The sequence below is a fragment of the Rhodobacter aestuarii genome, assembly GCF_900156655.1.
Lineage (GTDB): Bacteria > Pseudomonadota > Alphaproteobacteria > Rhodobacterales > Rhodobacteraceae > Rhodobacter > Rhodobacter aestuarii.
In genome coordinates, this window is the sequence record NZ_FTOG01000005.1 from 171,799 (window position 1) to 187,958 (window position 16,160).

At 63.1% G+C, this 16,160-nt stretch carries 21 protein-coding genes and 1 tRNA gene; 13 read left to right on the top strand and 9 right to left on the bottom strand.

What is annotated here, in order from left to right:
• Positions 1–15 precede the first annotated feature (15 nt).
• The 3 genes from gyrA to BW967_RS08735 all read right to left on the bottom strand — a co-directional run bounded on the left by gyrA (position 16) and on the right by BW967_RS08735 (position 4,007).
• Complete coding sequence (gyrA, locus tag BW967_RS08725) at positions 16–2,727, bottom strand: DNA gyrase subunit A (protein ID WP_076484805.1); 2,712 nt, start codon at positions 2,725–2,727, stop codon at positions 16–18.
• A gap of 219 nt (positions 2,728–2,946) precedes the next feature.
• Entirely contained in the window at positions 2,947–3,429 is a 483-nt protein-coding gene (locus BW967_RS08730; protein ID WP_076484670.1) for a disulfide bond formation protein B, read from the bottom strand.
• Positions 3,429–4,007 carry a YqaA family protein gene (locus BW967_RS08735; protein ID WP_076484671.1) on the bottom strand — a complete coding sequence of 193 codons (579 nt, stop codon included), beginning with the start codon at positions 4,005–4,007 and terminating at the stop codon, positions 3,429–3,431. The genes BW967_RS08730 and BW967_RS08735 overlap by 1 nt, the downstream gene beginning before the upstream one ends.
• A gap of 123 nt (positions 4,008–4,130) precedes the next feature.
• Here BW967_RS08735 and BW967_RS08740 point away from each other — a divergent pair.
• Positions 4,131–4,214, top strand: a tRNA-Leu gene (locus BW967_RS08740).
• Between the two features lie 83 nt (positions 4,215–4,297).
• Here BW967_RS08740 and BW967_RS08745 read toward each other — a convergent pair.
• From BW967_RS08745 to BW967_RS19090, 6 genes are all read right to left on the bottom strand, one after another.
• On the bottom strand, positions 4,298–5,149 hold the full coding sequence (locus tag BW967_RS08745) for a tyrosine-type recombinase/integrase (protein WP_175610433.1): 852 nt from the start codon (positions 5,147–5,149) through the stop codon (positions 4,298–4,300).
• Positions 5,150–5,331: 182 nt separating this feature from the next.
• Positions 5,332–5,544 (bottom strand): hypothetical protein, encoded by a 213-nt coding sequence (locus tag BW967_RS08750; RefSeq protein ID WP_076484673.1) that lies wholly within the window; start codon positions 5,542–5,544, stop codon positions 5,332–5,334.
• 13 nt (positions 5,545–5,557) lie between these two features.
• Positions 5,558–5,758, bottom strand: coding sequence for a hypothetical protein (locus BW967_RS08755; RefSeq protein ID WP_076484674.1), 201 nt, complete (start codon positions 5,756–5,758; stop codon positions 5,558–5,560).
• Entirely contained in the window at positions 5,758–6,051 is a 294-nt protein-coding gene (locus BW967_RS08760; RefSeq protein ID WP_076484675.1) for a DUF2312 domain-containing protein, read from the bottom strand. Before BW967_RS08760 ends, BW967_RS08755 begins: the two co-directional genes overlap by 1 nt.
• 71 nt (positions 6,052–6,122) lie before the next feature.
• Positions 6,123–6,407, bottom strand: a complete 285-nt coding sequence (locus BW967_RS08765; RefSeq protein ID WP_076484676.1) for a hypothetical protein — start codon at positions 6,405–6,407, stop codon at positions 6,123–6,125.
• Positions 6,408–6,789: 382 nt separating this feature from the next.
• On the bottom strand, positions 6,790–7,071 hold the full coding sequence (locus tag BW967_RS19090) for a helix-turn-helix domain-containing protein (protein ID WP_076484677.1): 282 nt from the start codon (positions 7,069–7,071) through the stop codon (positions 6,790–6,792).
• 147 nt (positions 7,072–7,218) lie between these two features.
• Between BW967_RS19090 and BW967_RS19095 the strand changes: the two genes are divergently transcribed.
• The 12 genes from BW967_RS19095 to BW967_RS08830 all read left to right on the top strand — a co-directional run bounded on the left by BW967_RS19095 (position 7,219) and on the right by BW967_RS08830 (position 16,156).
• Complete coding sequence (locus BW967_RS19095) at positions 7,219–7,509, top strand: carph-isopro domain-containing protein (RefSeq protein WP_373455191.1); 291 nt, start codon at positions 7,219–7,221, stop codon at positions 7,507–7,509.
• Entirely contained in the window at positions 7,506–7,967 is a 462-nt protein-coding gene (locus BW967_RS08780; RefSeq protein ID WP_076484679.1) for a hypothetical protein, read from the top strand. Before BW967_RS19095 ends, BW967_RS08780 begins: the two co-directional genes overlap by 4 nt.
• 54 nt (positions 7,968–8,021) lie before the next feature.
• On the top strand, positions 8,022–8,264 hold the full coding sequence (locus BW967_RS08785) for a hypothetical protein (RefSeq protein WP_108188623.1): 243 nt from the start codon (positions 8,022–8,024) through the stop codon (positions 8,262–8,264).
• Positions 8,264–9,394, top strand: coding sequence for a hypothetical protein (locus BW967_RS08790; protein WP_083952064.1), 1,131 nt, complete (start codon positions 8,264–8,266; stop codon positions 9,392–9,394). The genes BW967_RS08785 and BW967_RS08790 overlap by 1 nt, the downstream gene beginning before the upstream one ends.
• Before the next feature lie 12 nt (positions 9,395–9,406).
• Positions 9,407–9,901 (top strand): DUF1937 family protein, encoded by a 495-nt coding sequence (locus tag BW967_RS08795; protein WP_076484682.1) that lies wholly within the window; start codon positions 9,407–9,409, stop codon positions 9,899–9,901.
• Complete coding sequence (locus BW967_RS08800; protein ID WP_076484683.1) at positions 9,898–10,377, top strand: helix-turn-helix domain-containing protein; 480 nt, start codon at positions 9,898–9,900, stop codon at positions 10,375–10,377. Before BW967_RS08795 ends, BW967_RS08800 begins: the two co-directional genes overlap by 4 nt.
• A complete protein-coding gene (locus BW967_RS08805) occupies positions 10,368–10,973 on the top strand; it encodes an SPFH domain-containing protein (protein WP_076484684.1) in 606 nt (201 codons plus the stop codon). The genes BW967_RS08800 and BW967_RS08805 overlap by 10 nt, the downstream gene beginning before the upstream one ends.
• 179 nt (positions 10,974–11,152) lie before the next feature.
• Positions 11,153–11,737, top strand: coding sequence for a hypothetical protein (locus BW967_RS08810; RefSeq protein WP_076484685.1), 585 nt, complete (start codon positions 11,153–11,155; stop codon positions 11,735–11,737).
• A complete protein-coding gene (locus BW967_RS08815; protein WP_076484686.1) occupies positions 11,737–12,495 on the top strand; it encodes a hypothetical protein in 759 nt (252 codons plus the stop codon). Before BW967_RS08810 ends, BW967_RS08815 begins: the two co-directional genes overlap by 1 nt.
• Before the next feature lie 108 nt (positions 12,496–12,603).
• Positions 12,604–13,305, top strand: coding sequence for a hypothetical protein (locus BW967_RS08820; protein WP_083952066.1), 702 nt, complete (start codon positions 12,604–12,606; stop codon positions 13,303–13,305).
• A gap of 140 nt (positions 13,306–13,445) precedes the next feature.
• Positions 13,446–14,093, top strand: coding sequence for a hypothetical protein (locus BW967_RS08825; RefSeq protein WP_076484687.1), 648 nt, complete (start codon positions 13,446–13,448; stop codon positions 14,091–14,093).
• Positions 14,093–16,156: a phage terminase large subunit family protein gene (locus BW967_RS08830; protein ID WP_076484688.1), complete on the top strand. Its 2,064-nt coding sequence runs from the start codon at positions 14,093–14,095 to the stop codon at positions 16,154–16,156. The genes BW967_RS08825 and BW967_RS08830 overlap by 1 nt, the downstream gene beginning before the upstream one ends.
• Positions 16,157–16,160: the final 4 nt, after the last annotated feature.

The following is a 16,160-nucleotide window of genomic DNA, read 5'->3' on the forward strand; positions in this document are numbered from 1 at the left end:
AGCTTACGCCCGCTTTTAAGCCTGGGTTTCGGGCGTTTGCGGGGCTTCCGGCGCAGCGGTGGTGGCCTCGGCGGTTTCTGCTGCTTCCACAGCCTCATCCTCGCCGGTGTCAGCCACACGCGCGACCGAAACGACCTCTTCATCCTTGCCGGTGTTGAAGACCTTCACCCCACCGGCCGAACGCGAGCGGAAGGAGATCCCCGCCACGGGGCAACGGATGGATTGCCCGGTCGAGGTGGCGAGCATGATCTGGTCACTCGGTTCCACCGGGAACGACGCCACAAGCGGGCCGCCGCGCATGGATTTCTCAAACGCCGTGACACCTTGGCCGCCACGCCCGCGCACCGGGTAGCTGTGTGACGACGAAATTTTGCCCAAGCCTTTGGCGGTGATGGTCAAAATGAGGTTCTGCGCTTCGAGCATTTCGGCATAGCGCGCATCGGGCAGGGTGCCTTCGGCCTCAACCGTGTCTTCATCGGTTTCCACCTCGGTCTCTTCCTCGCCCTCGCTGCCAAGCTCGGCACGGAAGCGTTTGACAAAGGCTTCGCGCTCCCACGGCTCGGCGTCAAAGTGGCGAATGACCGACATCGAAACGACCTTATCACCCGAGGCCAAACGCACGCCGCGCACCCCAGTGGAAGACCGGCCCTTGAACACGCGCACTTCGGTGACCGGGAAGCGGATCGCCCGCCCGCCCGCCATCACCAGCATGATGTCGTCGTCCTCGGTGCACATGCGGGTATCGACCAGCGTCACCCCTTCGGGCAGTTCCATCGCGCGTTTGCCGTTGCGCATCACCTTGGCGAAATCGCTCAGCGCGTTGCGGCGCACATCGCCTTCAGAGGTGGCGAAGAAGACTTGGTAATTGTCCCATTCTTCTTCCGGCGCATCGACCGGCATCAGCGAGGCAATGGAAACACCCTGCGGGATCGGCAAGATGTTGATGATCGCCTTGCCCTTGGAGGTCCGCCCAGCGAGCGGCAGGCGCCAGCATTTGAGCGAATAGACCATGCCATCTGTGGTGAAGAACAAAAGCTGGGTATGGGTGTTGGCCACAAACAGTGTGGTCACCACGTCATCTTCTTTGGTGGCCATCGACGACAGACCTTTGCCGCCGCGACGTTGCGCGCGGAACTCGGCCAAAGGCGTGCGTTTGATGTAGCCGCCCGAGGTGATGGTCACCACCATATCTTCGCGTTCGATCAGGTCTTCATCGTCCAGATCGCCCGCCCAATCCACAATCTCGGTGCGGCGTGGCACGGCGAATTGCGCTTTCACCTCGCGCAGCTCTTCCGAGATGATGCTCATGATCCGCTCGCGCGACGCTAAGATGGCCAGATATTCGCGGATTTTCCCGGCGAGTTCGGCCAGTTCGTCTGTGACCTCTTGCACGCCCATCGCGGTGAGGCGTTGCAGGCGCAGATCCAAGATCGCGCGGGCCTGAATTTCCGACAGGTTATAGGTGCCGTCGTCATTCACCGGATGCAGCGGATCGTCGATCAGCTTGAGGTATTCCAAAATGTCATGCGCGGGCCAGCGCCGCGTCATCAGCTTTTCGCGCGCCTCTGCCGGGTCTTTCGAGGCGCGGATCGTGGCGACAACCTCGTCGACGTTCGAAACCGCAACGGCCAGACCGCACAGAATATGGCTACGTTCGCGCGCTTTGCGCAGCTCATAGGCCGTCCGGCGCGCTACAACTTCTTCGCGGAAGCTGATGAAATGCGTGAGGAAATCGCGCAGCGTGAGTTGCTCAGGCCGGCCACCGTTCAGCGCCAGCATGTTGCAACCAAACGAGGTTTGCAGCTGTGTGAAACGGTAAAGCTGGTTGAGCACCACATCGGGGGTGGCGTCGCGCTTAAGCTCAATCACCACCCGCACGCCAACGCGGTCGCTCTCATCCGCGATGCCCGAAATCCCCTCAAGCCGCTTTTCGCGCACAAGGTCAGCGATCTTCTCGATCATCGCGGCCTTGTTCACCTGATAGGGGATTTCATCCACGACAATGGCGTAGCGATCCTTGCGGATTTCCTCGACGCGCGTTTTCGCGCGGATGATTACCGAGCCGCGCCCCTCGAGGTAGGCTTTGCGGGCGCCACCGCGCCCCATGATCTGCGCACCGGTCGGGAAGTCGGGGCCGGGGACGATGTCCATCAGCGCCTCGGTCGACATATCGGGGGTGTCGATCAGCGCCAGCGTGGCATCGACGACCTCGCCAAGGTTATGCGGCGGGATGTTGGTCGCCATGCCAACGGCAATCCCGCCCGCGCCATTGACGAGCATGTTCGGGAAGCGCGCGGGCAGCACCGTCGGCTCGCGGTCTTTGCCGTCATAGTTGTCTTGGAAATCGACCGTGTCTTTTTCGATATCGCTCAGCAGGAAGGCGGAGGGTTTGTCCATCCGCACCTCGGTGTAGCGCATGGCCGCCGCGCTATCGCCATCCATCGAGCCGAAGTTGCCCTGCCCATCCAAGAGCGGCAGGCTCATCGAGAAGTCCTGCGCCATCCGCACAAGCGCGTCATAAATCGCCGCGTCACCGTGGGGATGGTATTTCCCCATCACATCGCCAACGGGGCGGGCCGATTTGCGATAGGGCTTGTCATGCGTGTTGCCGGTTTCATGCATCGCATAAAGGATGCGCCGGTGCACAGGCTTGAGCCCATCGCGCAGATCGGGGATCGCACGCGACACGATCACGCTCATCGCGTAATCGAGATAGGCGGTCTTCATCTCCTCGGCGATGGAGACCACGGGGCCCGAATGGCTGGGCCGTTCCGGGGTTTCGCCAAGGGTATCCGAGCTGTCGGGAGTATCGGTCACGCGGGTCTTCTTCTTCTAGATTTTGTTGTGCTGCTTTATAACGCATCCCAAGGCTGGGGTGCAATCGGCAAGCGCGCGGCAGGCAAGACTTGCCGCCGTTTTCTGTGGAAATCCGCGCGAAATACGCCCTCAGCGGGCCTTGCGCGCGCTGAGAAAGGCCATCAGCCACAGCCCGGCAAAGGCGAGCGAGAAGAGCGCGTTGAAGTTCGGCATCGTTACGCCAAACAGATCCCAAACGATCTCATCGCAGCGCACCACCGGGGCTTGCTGGATTTGCGCCAAAAGATCCGCCGCCGACAGCGCCTCAATCGGGTTCGAGGTGCAGCTATCGGGCCCCGCAAAGATCTTGCGCTCCACGCCGGAGTGATAGAGGCCAAAGCTTGTTGAGACGAGCATGATCGCCATGCCAAGCAGGTTCAGCACCCTCGGCAACCGCAGTGCCAAAAGCGCGGCCCCCAAGATTGCCGCGGCCAGATGCGGCCAGCGCTGCAAGATGCACAACTCGCACGGCGCATAGCCAATCGCTTGGAACAAAAGCGCGCCCGCCAAAATGCCGGTCGAGCCAAGGGTGGCCAAAGCAACCAGCACACGCGGGGAAAGGGCAGGGGGCATCACAGGAACCTCAGCGCATAGAAGCCGCCAATCAGCAGCACAACGAAAGCGGTGAACAACAGGCCAAGCCAGCGTTCGATGAAGGCGCGGATCGGTGCGCCAAATTTCCACAACAGTGCGGCAAGCACGAAGAACCGCAATGCCCGCGCCAGAACCGACACGCCAGCGAAAAGCCACAGATCAAGATGCGTGGCGCCTGAAAAGATGGTGATGACCTTGTAGGGGAAGGGCGTCACCCCCGCGATCAGCACGGCCCAGCCGCCCATCTCGTTGAACCGCGTGGCAAGCTCATCGAATTTGTCGGCCTTGCCGTAAAATTCTAGAATCGGCTGGCCGATGGCATCCATAAAGCCGTAGCCGATCAGATAGCCCAGCATCCCCCCTGCGACCGAAGCCGCGGTGGCGACCAACGCAATCCGCCATGCATGGTGCCGCGCGGCCAACACCATCGGGATGATGAGCACATCGGGCGGGATCGGAAAGACCGAGCTTTCCACGAAGGCCACGACAGCCAGAACCCAATAGGCATACCGGCCTTCGGCCTGTCGCATCGTCCAGTCATAAAGCTTACGGATCATCACGGCCCCCCGGTTTTTTGTTGTCTCGCCCGATGCGAGGAGCACGTCAAGTCACAGCCGCGTCGGGTTTCTGTGCATTGCCTCTTGCAAGCGCCGCCACAGCCCGCTAAATGCGTATCGCTGGCCCGAGTGGTGGAATGGTAGACGCAGGGGATTCAAAATCCTCCGCCGAGAGGCGTGCGAGTTCGAGTCTCGCCTCGGGCACCAGCTTGAAACTAAACGATAAAATGGCCTTGGTCGAATCGTTCTTTCAAGCGGGTTTTTCCAATTCCCAACCCGAGTTCCCACGTTCATGTTTCGGACTTGTTCCGTTCCACGAGCGTAATTGCGGCCTTTGAGAGCCGTTTTCTGCTGGCGCGTGCGCGGTAATAAGCGATCATTTCCGGCGTCTGGTTCGTAATCGATTGGATCTGCGCATCGGTGCAGCCCGCCTCTGCCAATCGAATGATGGCCAGCTTGCGCAGCCCGTGCAGTGTGAAAGGCCGCGCCTTCTCGCCCAGCGATGCGCGCCATGCGCGGAAGGCTTTTTCCACAGCGGAATAGCCGAGCGGTTCGGTGAGATTCTTGGCGAGGATGTGGGCGCCGCGCTTAGGCTGGCTGGCGAGGAAGGCGCGCAAGCTCGGCGGGCTGTAGACCTCGATCCGCGTATCGGTCTTCTCGTCGAGCACATCCATCCATTCGCCGTGAAAATCATCGTGACGCATGTTGATGGCGGCGTTGGGGCGTTGCCCAGTTCCAAGGATCAATTCCGCTACGGTGCGCACGTTCGCGGGAGCGGTTTCGAGCTTGCTGATCATCCAATCCGGCCAAGGCTCGAATTCGCGCTGCTTGCCGTAAAGCTCAATTCCTTCGGCGACGTTTTCCACTTTCCAATCAAGTGTCTGTCGGGCGAAGTTAAGAAGAAGGCTGATGATTTGCACCATCCAATCCGCACGGCGCGGGGTGTCCACATATTTGGCGTGGATCGCGCGCACCTGGGCGCGGGTGAGGCTGCGCACCGGCTTGTCGGCGTTCTTCTCGGCGATCTCGTTGAGGATGCGGTCATAGGCGCGCTTGGTTGATGTGGCGAGCCGGGTGAACTTTGGGTGTGTGCGATAGGCGCGGATCAGATCCGCCCAGGTGTCTTTTTCTGGCTTCTTCAATGCGGGGCTCGTGCCCGAACGGATCGCCCAATAGGCCCGGTCAAATTCGGCAGAATCAATGTCGGACGGGAGGGGGATGAACTTCTCGCGGCGCTTGCCATCTTGAAGCCAAGTCATGCGGTAATAGGCGCGCGTCTTGCCGCCAACCGTTTTGATTTGCACGTAAGGTTTCAGGGAGCGTTTCACAGCTCAAATTCCTCGGTTGGCTTTGGCTTGGTGCCCTGCACGATGGCATTGATCTCTTCGATCGACCATCGCTCAAACGTGCCGATCTTAAGCGGGGCCGGAAGCGCGCCCACCTCCACAAGATCCCGAAACTCGGCCGGCTTCATGTCCAGCAGCTTCGCCGCAGTGCGGTCTGTGGCATAAAGGATTCGCAGATCATGCCTGCCCATGGGCCGCCTCCCGTCAGATCAGGTTGAACGCCATCGCCACGCCAACGCAGATGATCGCGCTTGAGGCGTAGAGGATCGGCAGGATCGTGGCGGCGATGGCGACGCCGAGGCCGTTGGTTTCTTCTTCCTCGGCGGCATCGGCGAAGTGAAAGATGAAGGCGAGGCCGAGGGCGCCAAGCGTGACAAGGGCAATGCCAATGGCAGCGTCCAGCATCACACCATCCCCAACGCGGCTTTATAGATATCCATGATCGCCTCTTCTTCGGCGACGTCGTTCTTGTCGCGCTTGCGCAAGGCGATGATCTTCTTCATCACCTTGGTGTCGTAGCCGCGCGCCTTGGCCTCGGCCATCACGTCTTTCTGCTGTTCGGTGATGTCTTTCTTCTCGGCGTCCAGATGTTCGTATTGTTCGATGAACTGGCGCAGCTCCTCGGCGGCGACGTTGTAAACGCGATCGCGCACGTCCTTGTCGGCTTGGGTTTCCTTCATCGGCGTTTGATCAAGCATTGGGGTGACCTTTGAAAAAGACCCGGACGCGGAATTGATGCCGCATCCGGGCCAGTGAGCGTGCCCGGGTTTCAGCGGCACTCAGGAAAGAGGGGCGCGGCGGCATTGGCCGGGGCGCAGAATTTCGGATCGAGCATCGTGCGCAGTTCCAGCGCGGTACGCAGGGCGGCGTTGGCCAGCACCAGCGTGACGATTGTCAGTGCGATGAACGCCGCAACCGATAGCGGGCGCTGATGCGGCGCGGTGAGTCCATCCCGTAAATGCAGGAAGCGGGGCTCACCGCGCCGCGCGTGAGTGGCGGCAGTCCTTCGGCGCGCGCAGGATCGGATCGCTTGAGTGTTGTCCTTGACCCACATGGGCGTTTCCTCCGTGGCCGTAGTGGCCTGCGGAGGAAACGCTACTTCACAAAATGCGTAGTTACAATAAAAAAGTTACGCATTTTGCGAAGCAATTATTACGCAATCTTAGTTGAGTGGGGGCTTTGGTTGTGCGAGTGCATTGGTGCGACATTCTCCGCCTGTCCAGGGAGATACGCTGCGCTTGACATGGTGGGGGCGTCGTGAATTGCGTCTGAATCTTTGCAGGGGGATGCGATGGCTAATGCGCCAGATTCATTGATTGAAAAAGTTGTAACGGCCCGCCGGCAGACTGGCGTGAGTGCCGATTTTTGGGCTGATCTGGTGGATGGCTTGCCTCGATCAGCCGCCGCGGTGTTGTTGGCGCGCGCTCCGCAGATAGTTAATCTTGTTGAGCGCCATTTCCCTGTAGCGCTGGTAGGTAGCGCATCGGAAGTTCCCCGGTCGACCCAAAAAGAATGAAGTCGAGTGGTAGTCCGTAAGTCTTTCGGAACTTCTTCGCGGACTCCATAGAGATGGGGCGCGATGCGCTCGAGTAGCCGTTGTAGGTCTGCTCGGATATGCCGGCTTTCACGGCAAACTCGCGTTTTGAGTAATTAAGAAACTCTCTGATCCGTTCAAGGCGAGCGGCTACAGCTTCGCGGCTGTCGTCGTCTTTTAGCATGGCGGAGCCTCTTTCCTCGGTTCCGCCATAATTACCACGCAATTCGCGTAAGCCGCGATTGAACGATTGCGTATTGCGCAAACTTCGCAGATTGCGTAGTTTTGCGCAATGCGAGAGATTTTCACCATCTGGCCCACGGTGGCCGACATGGCCCGAGACCTTGGGCAGAAGTACACCACGGTTGTTTCGTGGCGTGATCGCGGAAGTATCCCAGCAAAGTATGATGCTGCCATCATCAAGGCCGCCAATAAGCGCGGAAAGCGCGTCACGCCAGACGACCTGTTCAGGGCGCGTGTTGAAATCACCCCGAAGCGTGAGGCCGTCGATTCGGTTGCTGGCTGTGCTGGCGTTGGCTGCGGATTGTTCCATGGCGAAAACCATGCGGCAGCGCAGCCAACGGGGGAAGGAAAGACAGTTTTCGGGTTGGGCAAAATATGAACGGCGACATCGAGCAAATCCATCACATCATGCGCAATCTGGTGCGCCGTATCGGCGGGCTGGATGCCTATGCTGCGGCTTTTGAGGCGTTCACCGGCAAGCCGCAGGTGATCAGCACGATCAGCAAGAAGATGAGCGGTTCAGCGGAATGGTGGATCAGCGACATGCTGGCGGCGCAGCACGCGCTTGGCATCACCACGGTGAGCGACCGGATCGACGGCATGGCCTCGGTCGACGCGGCGCGCCGCACCCGCCGCGCGATCTCGATCCTTGCGAGCGTCAAAGAGATGAGCCGCGAGTGCAGCGAGGCCGCGATTGCCTCGGTGGAAGCGCATTGCGAGGGCACGATTGAGGCGCATGAAGCCGCGCTGAAGGAGGTTGCCGAGGCCAGAGAGGTCACTGAGGCCACAGAGCAACTTCTCCGGATCAACCTGGAACTGTTGGAGGCGCGCAAATGATTGCCGGCGCGGCGGAGCTGAATGCCTGCCGCGCCTTTTTTTCGGAGGGCTGCAATGGCGCAGGGACGCAAACGCGCAACACCGCTGACCGTGACACGGCGCACCGATTTGCCGGTGGGCGATTGCGTGGCCTCGGTCTTGGAGGCGGAAGGCGCGGTGCAGGTGATTTGGGGCCGGTTTGGGCCCGCCGATGAACTGGGCGCACTGATGAATGATTTTGCCACCGATCGGATGGCGGGCGAGCTGCGTGCGCTCGCCGATGTGGTTGAGGCGGCGCAAACGCGGAGGGAAGCGTGATGGATCTGAGCGATATGACTTTGACGGACCTGGTGGGCTTGCGGACGCGGCTCGATCAGTTGGCTAAGGCGGGGCAATTGCTCGAGGCGATGACGCAAGCCGATGGGCTTGTGATCCGCTTTGACCTGACGCCGGGCGAGGTTGCGGTGATCACCACGCAATGGCGTATGCCCACCGCGCCGCTCGCCTGCGTTTGTGGCGAGGTGCCGGAATTCGAGCTCATCGATCCGGACACGCCTCTCTCTGAGATTGAAGATCAAGCCGCGTTCGAGCGGTTTGTTGGGCTGAAGGATGATGCGGTCAAGTCGGGCGCTGGGGCCCCGGCCAAGGCCGAAGTGGGCGGCGGGGGCGCGCAGGCCGCCCCGCCGCCTGCGCCGATGGACCTCCCTGCCGCCACGTCTCCGGTGGCGGCCGCTGCGGCGGACCCCTTCCCGAACCCGCCGCAGACCCCGACCGAGGTTGCCCCCGAAGCGACCCCGGTCGGGGGGAAGGTGGGGCTTTGGACCCCAGAAGAAGAGACGCGGGCGCTGCGGATGCGGCGCGAGGGCTGGACGATTGAGAAGATCGCGGGCGCGCTGAATCGCCCGGTTGGGGGGACGAAACAAAAGTTGACGCGGCTGGCCGCGCGAGAGCAAAATACCAGTGGGCCCGCGATCGCGGGGTCGGTTAAAGGGACGCCGATCTCGAGAAATGGCCCCAAGGGAGGAGTGCCACACGCTGCTCCGGATGCCGCGCCTGCGGTGTCCAAACCGGCCCCGGACGCGGGCGGGGCCGGGGATTCTTCCAAACCCTCTGGCGGGCGGTTGCAGGTGGCGCCGGTGCGCGCGACTGAGGCCGCTCCGCGCCCGCTTTGGTGGCGCGAACTTGAGGATCAACTGGCGGCGATCTCTGGCCCGAAATGCGGCTGGACGCCTGAAGAGGATCTGGCGCTCGTTGAAGGCATTGCGCTGGGTCAGCCGGCGGAGCTCACCGCCGATCAATGCGGCCATGCGGTGAAGGATTGCCGCGCGCGGTTCATTGGCATGACGCCCGATGCGGTGGACCGCAAGGGGAACCGCCGCGTCACGCCAGACATGCAAGCGCAGCTTTTGCAGGTGCTGCGCGCGCGGGCCGAAGCCGGCGCGGAATAAGGCGGGGTAGACATGCACGCCGCTTGCCCGCGTCCTCCGCTTGATTGGGCCGAGATCTTGACGCCGAACGGGCCGTTCTCGCCCTTGGTGCATCTGCGCGCGACGCCTGAGGTGGTGGCGCAGCACGCGGCGGGGCTTGCCTATCTGGCCACGCCTTACACGCGCAAGGTGATGCTCAATGGGCGGTGGAATTACGATAAATCGGTGACGCTGTCGCTGCTTGCCGCGCGGGAGGGGCTGCGTCTCGCGCGGGTTGGCGTGACGGCGGTTTCGCCGATCGTGCAGGCGGCGGAAGGGCTGCATGCGCAGGCGGGGGCGCCCGGGCCGAAGGTCAATCCGCTTGATCGTGTGTTTTGGACCGCGTGGTGCCGGCCGATGTTTGCGGCGGCCCGCCTGGTGGTGGTGCCCGCGATCCCGGGCTGGGACGAGTCCGAGGGCGTCTTTGCCGAAGTGACGGAGGCGGTGCGCCGCAACATGCCTGTCTTTATCTATGGGGGGAACACATGAGCGCCGATCCGGGTCTGAGGGCGGTGATCCAGTCGTTTTTGGCGATGTGTGGCCCTGTCAGCGCGGAGGATGTGGCGCTTTGGGAGGCGGCTTTGGCGGCGTGCGATTGCACGGCGGGTGAGGCGGTGAAGGCCTTTGGGGGCTATCTTGCGATGACGGGGGCGCGGCCGGCGCCGATCACCATTGTGACCTTTATCCATGCCGAGCGCGGCGCGGGCTCGATGCGCGCGATTGCGCTGCGGGTGGCGACGCGGCGCGGGCTGACGCTTGAGGCGCTTTGGGGGACGTGCCGGGACGCGGCGCTGGTCGATGCCCGCGCCGAGGTGGCAGGGCGCATGCGCGCGGCGGGCTATGATGTGGCGCGGATCGCGCGGTTTTTGCGCCGCGACCGCAGCACGGTGAGCCATCTTCTTCAGCGCGGCGCGCAGGATCTGACGGGCCCCTCTGCCGATCGTGAGGTGGTGCGATGCGGTTGACGGCGGTGGCGGGCAAAGAGGTCCAGCTGGAACATTATCCGATTGGCCGGGAAGAGCGGCTTGATGCGCATGCTTTTGTGAAGTGGCATTACCATCGCTGGCTTTCCTCGCGCAGCTTTCGGCTGGCCAGCTGGGAAGCGCAGGGCATGATGCGGGCGCTTTTTGACATGTGCCAGACCGAAAGCCCGATTGGCACATTGCCCAATGATGATGACGAATTGGCGGTGATGCTGCGGGTGGATCGGCGCCGCGTGCAGGAGTTGCGCACGCAGGAATTTGGCCCGCTGCGGGGCTGGCAGCTGTGCCTGTGCGACGATGAAGTGCGGCTGATGCATCCGGTGGTGCTTGAACAGGTGCGCGATGCGCTGGCGCGGCGCGATGCGCGCGAGCTCTCGCGGGAGGCGGCGGCGGAGCGCAAGCGGCGCGAGCGGCTGCGCCAGGGGCTGATGGATTTGGGTCTTACAGAAGGGGTGGTGTCGGATGATCTGCTGATCGAGCGGATGGATGCTTGGATGCTCGCCAATGTGCGCGGGCGGCGGGCGGCGCATTCTTACGCGGCGGCTTTGCTGCATGCCAAGAAGGAGCGCTGGCTTTGAGGCTGTGACTGTCCTGTGACTGTCCGCGAGTGTCACGCGTGACAGTTTGTGACTGTCACGGACAGTTTGTGACAGTTCTGCACAGAGTAGAGAAGACAAGAGAAGATAAGACAAGACAGACGCTTACGTGACGCAGGGCGGGCCAAGCGGTGCCGTGGGATGCTGAGAAAGGAGGCAAAATGGATAGCGCAGAGCAGTTGGCGGGGGCACGCCGTGTGAAGGATTTGCTGATCGCGCCGCTTGAGCGGCGCGGGCTGGCAAAGCCTGTGAGCCTGACGCGGGCGCAATATGAGGCGATGGTTGAGGATCTGTGCGAGCGGCTCGCCTATATGAGCCCGCAAAGCTTGGCGGCGCTTGAAGAGCAGGTGGCGGCGGCGCCAGCGGGCAAGGACAAGGACCGGCTGCCGATTGCCAATATGATCTTGGAATGGGCGGCACAGATCCAGCCGCCCGAAGACAGTGCCTCGCCCTTGATGCGGGCGGTCTTCTCGCATGCTTTGGGGCTGGGGGCGATTGCCGAGGGCTGGGGGCCGGAACTGTTGGCGGATCTGCGCAAGAACCGGCGCTGGCCCACGCCCTTTGTGGTGAAGGGGCTGCGCGAGGCCGGGGCGGAGGCGCTGCGGCGGTTGACGATCTTGGAAGAGCGGATGGCGACGGGGCGGGAGCAACCGCCTGAGGCGCTGCGCTGGCGGGAGTTGCGCAAGATGGCGGAGGCGAAGTGCCGCGATATTGCCGCCATGGCGCGCCATGAAGGGGCGGCGTGATGGCGATCGAGACGAACGGGGCGGAATTTGAGGCGGCGGTGGCGCGGGCGGTGGCGGCAAAGCGGGCGACGGTGACGCAGCTCGCGCGGATCTTTGGCCTGCCCGAGCCCTTCACCACGGATGAAGATCGGGTGGCGCGGCGCAAGGCAGCGGCTGCGGTGCCGGCAAGCTGTGGGCCTGAGATCATCGCAGCGCCTGCGCGCGGGGCGACGGTGCGCTTTGCGCCGATTGCGGTGACGCCGAAGGGGGCGGAGGGGTTTGAGGTCACGCATGTGGGCTACCGGGGCCGGGATGCGGCGCGGGCGGCGGATGCGTTTGACGTGATGGAACGGCAAGCCAAGCGCAAGCGGGGCGAGGCGTATCAACCGCTTTTTACCGCGCGGCAGGTGGCGGCGGGGCGGCGCTATGCGGATCTGGTGGAACGGCATGGCGCGGTGGGGATGCGCTGTGCCTCGGTTGAGGCGCTGGCGGCCGGATCTGGCGGCGGATCGGGCAGCGGGGACTACCTCGATGCGGTGATTCACGAGGGGCGGGTAATTGCGGCAATGGAACGGGCGATTGGGGCAGGGGTGGCGCTGGCTCCAAGGCGTGCCTCAGCCAAAGGGCGTGTGATCACCTGCCTTGATTTGGTGCAGCTGGTGACACTGCGTGGCATGACAATCTCTCAATGTTTAAAGGCACGTGGATGGTCCGTGAACCGGCTGAACTGGGACGTGCTGCATGCGCAGTTGGGGCGGGCACTCGATCGAATGGCGTGAAGCTGAACAAAGGGGCTTGACGCTTAAACAATCCGGATGCACAGTCCTTGGCATCATCTATAGCTGTGCCTCGGGGAAACCCGGGGCACTTTGCGTTTGGGGGGACAGGTGGCGAAGAACGCGTTCACCCTCGACGATCAGGCGCTGTTTCGACAGCTGACCAATCTGGAGCGCGCACAGCTGCCTTTTGCGGGGGCGCGGGCGCTCAATGACACGGCGGCGGATGCGCTCAAGCACATGCAAGACCGCATGGAGGTGGTGTTTGATCGCCCGACGCGCTGGACCAAGAACGCGTTCATGGTCTGGCGGGCGAAGACGTCGAACCTTGAGGCACAGGTGAAAGAGCGTCCCTCGATGGGGCGGCGTCACTATCTCAAGGTGCAAGAGGCCGGTGGGCAGCGCCCGAGCACGGGCGTCGAGGGGCTTTTGAAAACGCATCTGGCCTATGATGGGATCATTGCGGCGGTTGTGCCGGCGGCGAAGGCGCGGCTGGACAGTTACGGCAACTGGTCGAGCGGCGAGCGCAACCAAGTGCTTTCGGCGCTTTCGGCGCAACGCGACAGGACGGCGAACACGACGAAGGCTTCAGGGAAGCGGGCGAAGGCGCGGGCGAGCTACTTCGTTGAGGGCACGGGCATCTATCGGCGCAAGGCCGATGGCGAGGTCAACCGCGTGCTGCATATCCTCGATGCGCTGCCGAGTTATTCGCCGCAGCTTGGCTTTTATGAGGGCGTGGCGGAGATCTGGCGGTACCGGCTGCCGGTGCATCTCGATCGGCGGCTCGCCGAGGCGGTTCGGACGGCCCGATAGGGGGTTTGGGTCCTTCCTGGGCCCCCGGGCCGCACGGGTAATTCGCACCCCGATGGTTTTGTGCCGCTTAACATCGGAGGAAGCCTTAACGAGGGCGGCTTAACACACCTCTGAAAGGGGGCTTAACGGAAGGGGTGGGGATGCATTTGAGCGGGGCGCAACTTGCGGCCGAACTTGGGCTGTCGCGGGCGCGGGTGTCGCAGCTTGTGTCGGAAGGCAAGCTCGATGGCTGCTTTACCGGCGCGGGGCGCGATCGGCGGTTCGATCTGACGAAGGCGAAGATCGCGCTGCGCCAGCGTCTCGATCCGGGGCAGATGCTCGGCAATGGCGCCGCGACGAAGAAGGCGCTGCGCGCAGAGACGGGGAGCACGCCTGAAGCGGAACTCGACTTTGATGCGCCCGCGCCACGCAAAGCCGCGGGGCCGGTGCGGGACGGGGTTTTGCCGCCGAATGATCCGGACCGCTATGAGCTCGCGAAGATTGAAAGCGCCGAACAAGATGCCAGGCGCAAGCGGCGCGACAATGAACGCGATGAGGGCAAATGGGTTTTGGCGGAGGCGGCGGAGCGGGAGGCGGCCCGGCTTCTTGCGCGCGAGGTGGGCCAGTTTGAAGTGGCGCTGCGCGATGCGGCGCGGGCTTTGGCCGATGCGTTCAGCCTCGATGCCCGGGAGGTGCGCCGGCTTCTCTTGACCCAATGGCGCACGCATCGCGGCGATCGCGCCGAGGCGCTGGCGGCGGAAGCTGAGGGCGTGCCGATGACCGAAGCCGAGCGTGACGCGAGCGTCTGATGGGGTTTTTAAGCTCGGCGCAAGCGGCGATCCTGCGGGGCATCGCCCAAGCGATGGTGCCGCCGCCGCCGCCCGATATCACGCGCTGGTGCGAGGAGAATATCGAGTTTGATGAGCGTTCGGCCTTTCCGGGGCCGTTCCGGATCGAGCGGTTTCCGTTTTTGCGCAAGATCCATGAGGTGCTCTCGCCCGAGCATCCGGCGCGGGAGGTGACGATCCGGGGCTCGGCGCAATGGGGCAAGACGGTCTCGATCGTCAATCCGACGGTGGCGGCCTGGCATGAATATGGCCCGCTCGACAGTTTGGTGGTGCATCCGACCACTTCGGCCGCGACCGAATGGGTGCGCACCAAATGGATGCCGCTGCGCCGCCAAGCGCCCTCGCTTGTGTCGATCTTTGGCGATGGGCGGGGCGAGCAGACCGATACGCTGCACAACCAAGAAACGGTGCGCCGCGATGGCACGCTGAAGGTGGTGAGCGCGGGCTCGCCCGATGATTTGGCCGGCACGACGCGCAAATTGGTTCTGATGGACGATGTCTCGAAGTTCGAGATGACGCCGAAGGGCGATCCAGAAATGCTGGCGGTGAGCCGGGCGTCGAGCTTTGAAGATGCCAAGATCGTGCGGGTCTCAACGCCGCAGATCCTTGGCACCTGCCGGGTGAGCCGGGCGTTTGGGCGCTCGACGCAGAATTACTACCATGTGCCGTGCCCGCATTGCGGTACCCGCGCGCCGCTCACTTGGGAGAACTTCAAAAAGCAGCTCGACCCGGAGCAACTGCAGGCGGCGCATTTTGTCTGCGAGGCCTGCGGGTGCCGGATCGAGCATAAGGACAAGCTGGCGATGGTCGCGGCGGGGGATTGGGTGGAACACAACCCCGCGGGCGATCATCCGGGGTTCCATCTGTGGCGGGCCTATGTGCCGCAACGCGATTGGGCCTCGATTGCGGTGGAATATGCGCAAGTTATGGGCTGGACCGGCGGGCTGGAGCTGAGCCACGACGGCGAAGAAAAGATGGGCGAGGGCGTGATTGACGCCCAGACCGAGCAGACCTTCTTCAACGATGTGCTGGGTCTGCCCTATGAACAGGCGAGCAAGGGCCCTGATTGGGAAAAGCTGCGCGACCGGGTGGAGCGCGCCGAGGCGGAGGCCGCGCCGTTGCAGCGCGGCATCTTGCCCGCTGAAGGGCTGATCTTGTCGGCGGGGGTCGATTGTCAGGGCGATCGGCTCGAGGTGCATATCGTGGCCTTTGGGCGCAATTATCGGCGCCGGGTGATCGATTACCAGGTGATCCCGCATCACATCAGCACCGATGAGGGGCGGCGCGCGCTCGATCAGCTGCTCAAAGCCACTTGGCGCACCACGGCGGGGCTGCGGATTGGGCTTGATGTGCTGGCGATCGATGGCGGGGCTTATACGGAAGATGTCTGGGACTGGGCGTTGCGCCATCCTTACACGCGGGTGATCGTGATCAAGGGGGCGACCAGCGGGGTGGCCCCGGCGCTCAAGCGCATGGAGTTTGACAAGCGCTCGGATCGGATGGCGCGGCGCAAGCGCAAGCAGGGCTTCATCGTTGGGGTGAGCCAGCTGAAGGCGGATTTTTACGGCTGGCTTGAGAAAACCGATCCGGCTGAGCGCGGGCATTGCGCCTTCGCGGCGGGTCTTGGCGATGAATATTACCGGCAGGTGACCTCTGAGGTGCGGGTTCTGAAACGTTCGAGCTCGGGCGCGATGACGAGCCGGTGGATCATTGCCGAGGCCGGGCGGCGCAACGAGGCGCTTGATACGATGCTTTATGCCGAGGCGGGCGCGCGGTTCAAAACATGGACCTATATGCCTGAGGCGGCCTGGGATGTGCTCGATCTCGAGCGCGGCAGCCCGGCGCAAGAACCGCAGGGCGATTTGTTCGCATCTGCGGTGGCGGTGGTGCCCGAAGAGGCGGTGGCAGCGGCAGGGGGGACGGCGACCGAAGCTGCGGCGCCCCCCGAACAGGCGCCGCCTTTGGAAGCGGATCGACCGACGAAGGGCCTTGGCGGGCGCGGGATCAAATATCTGAGGAGATAGGGCG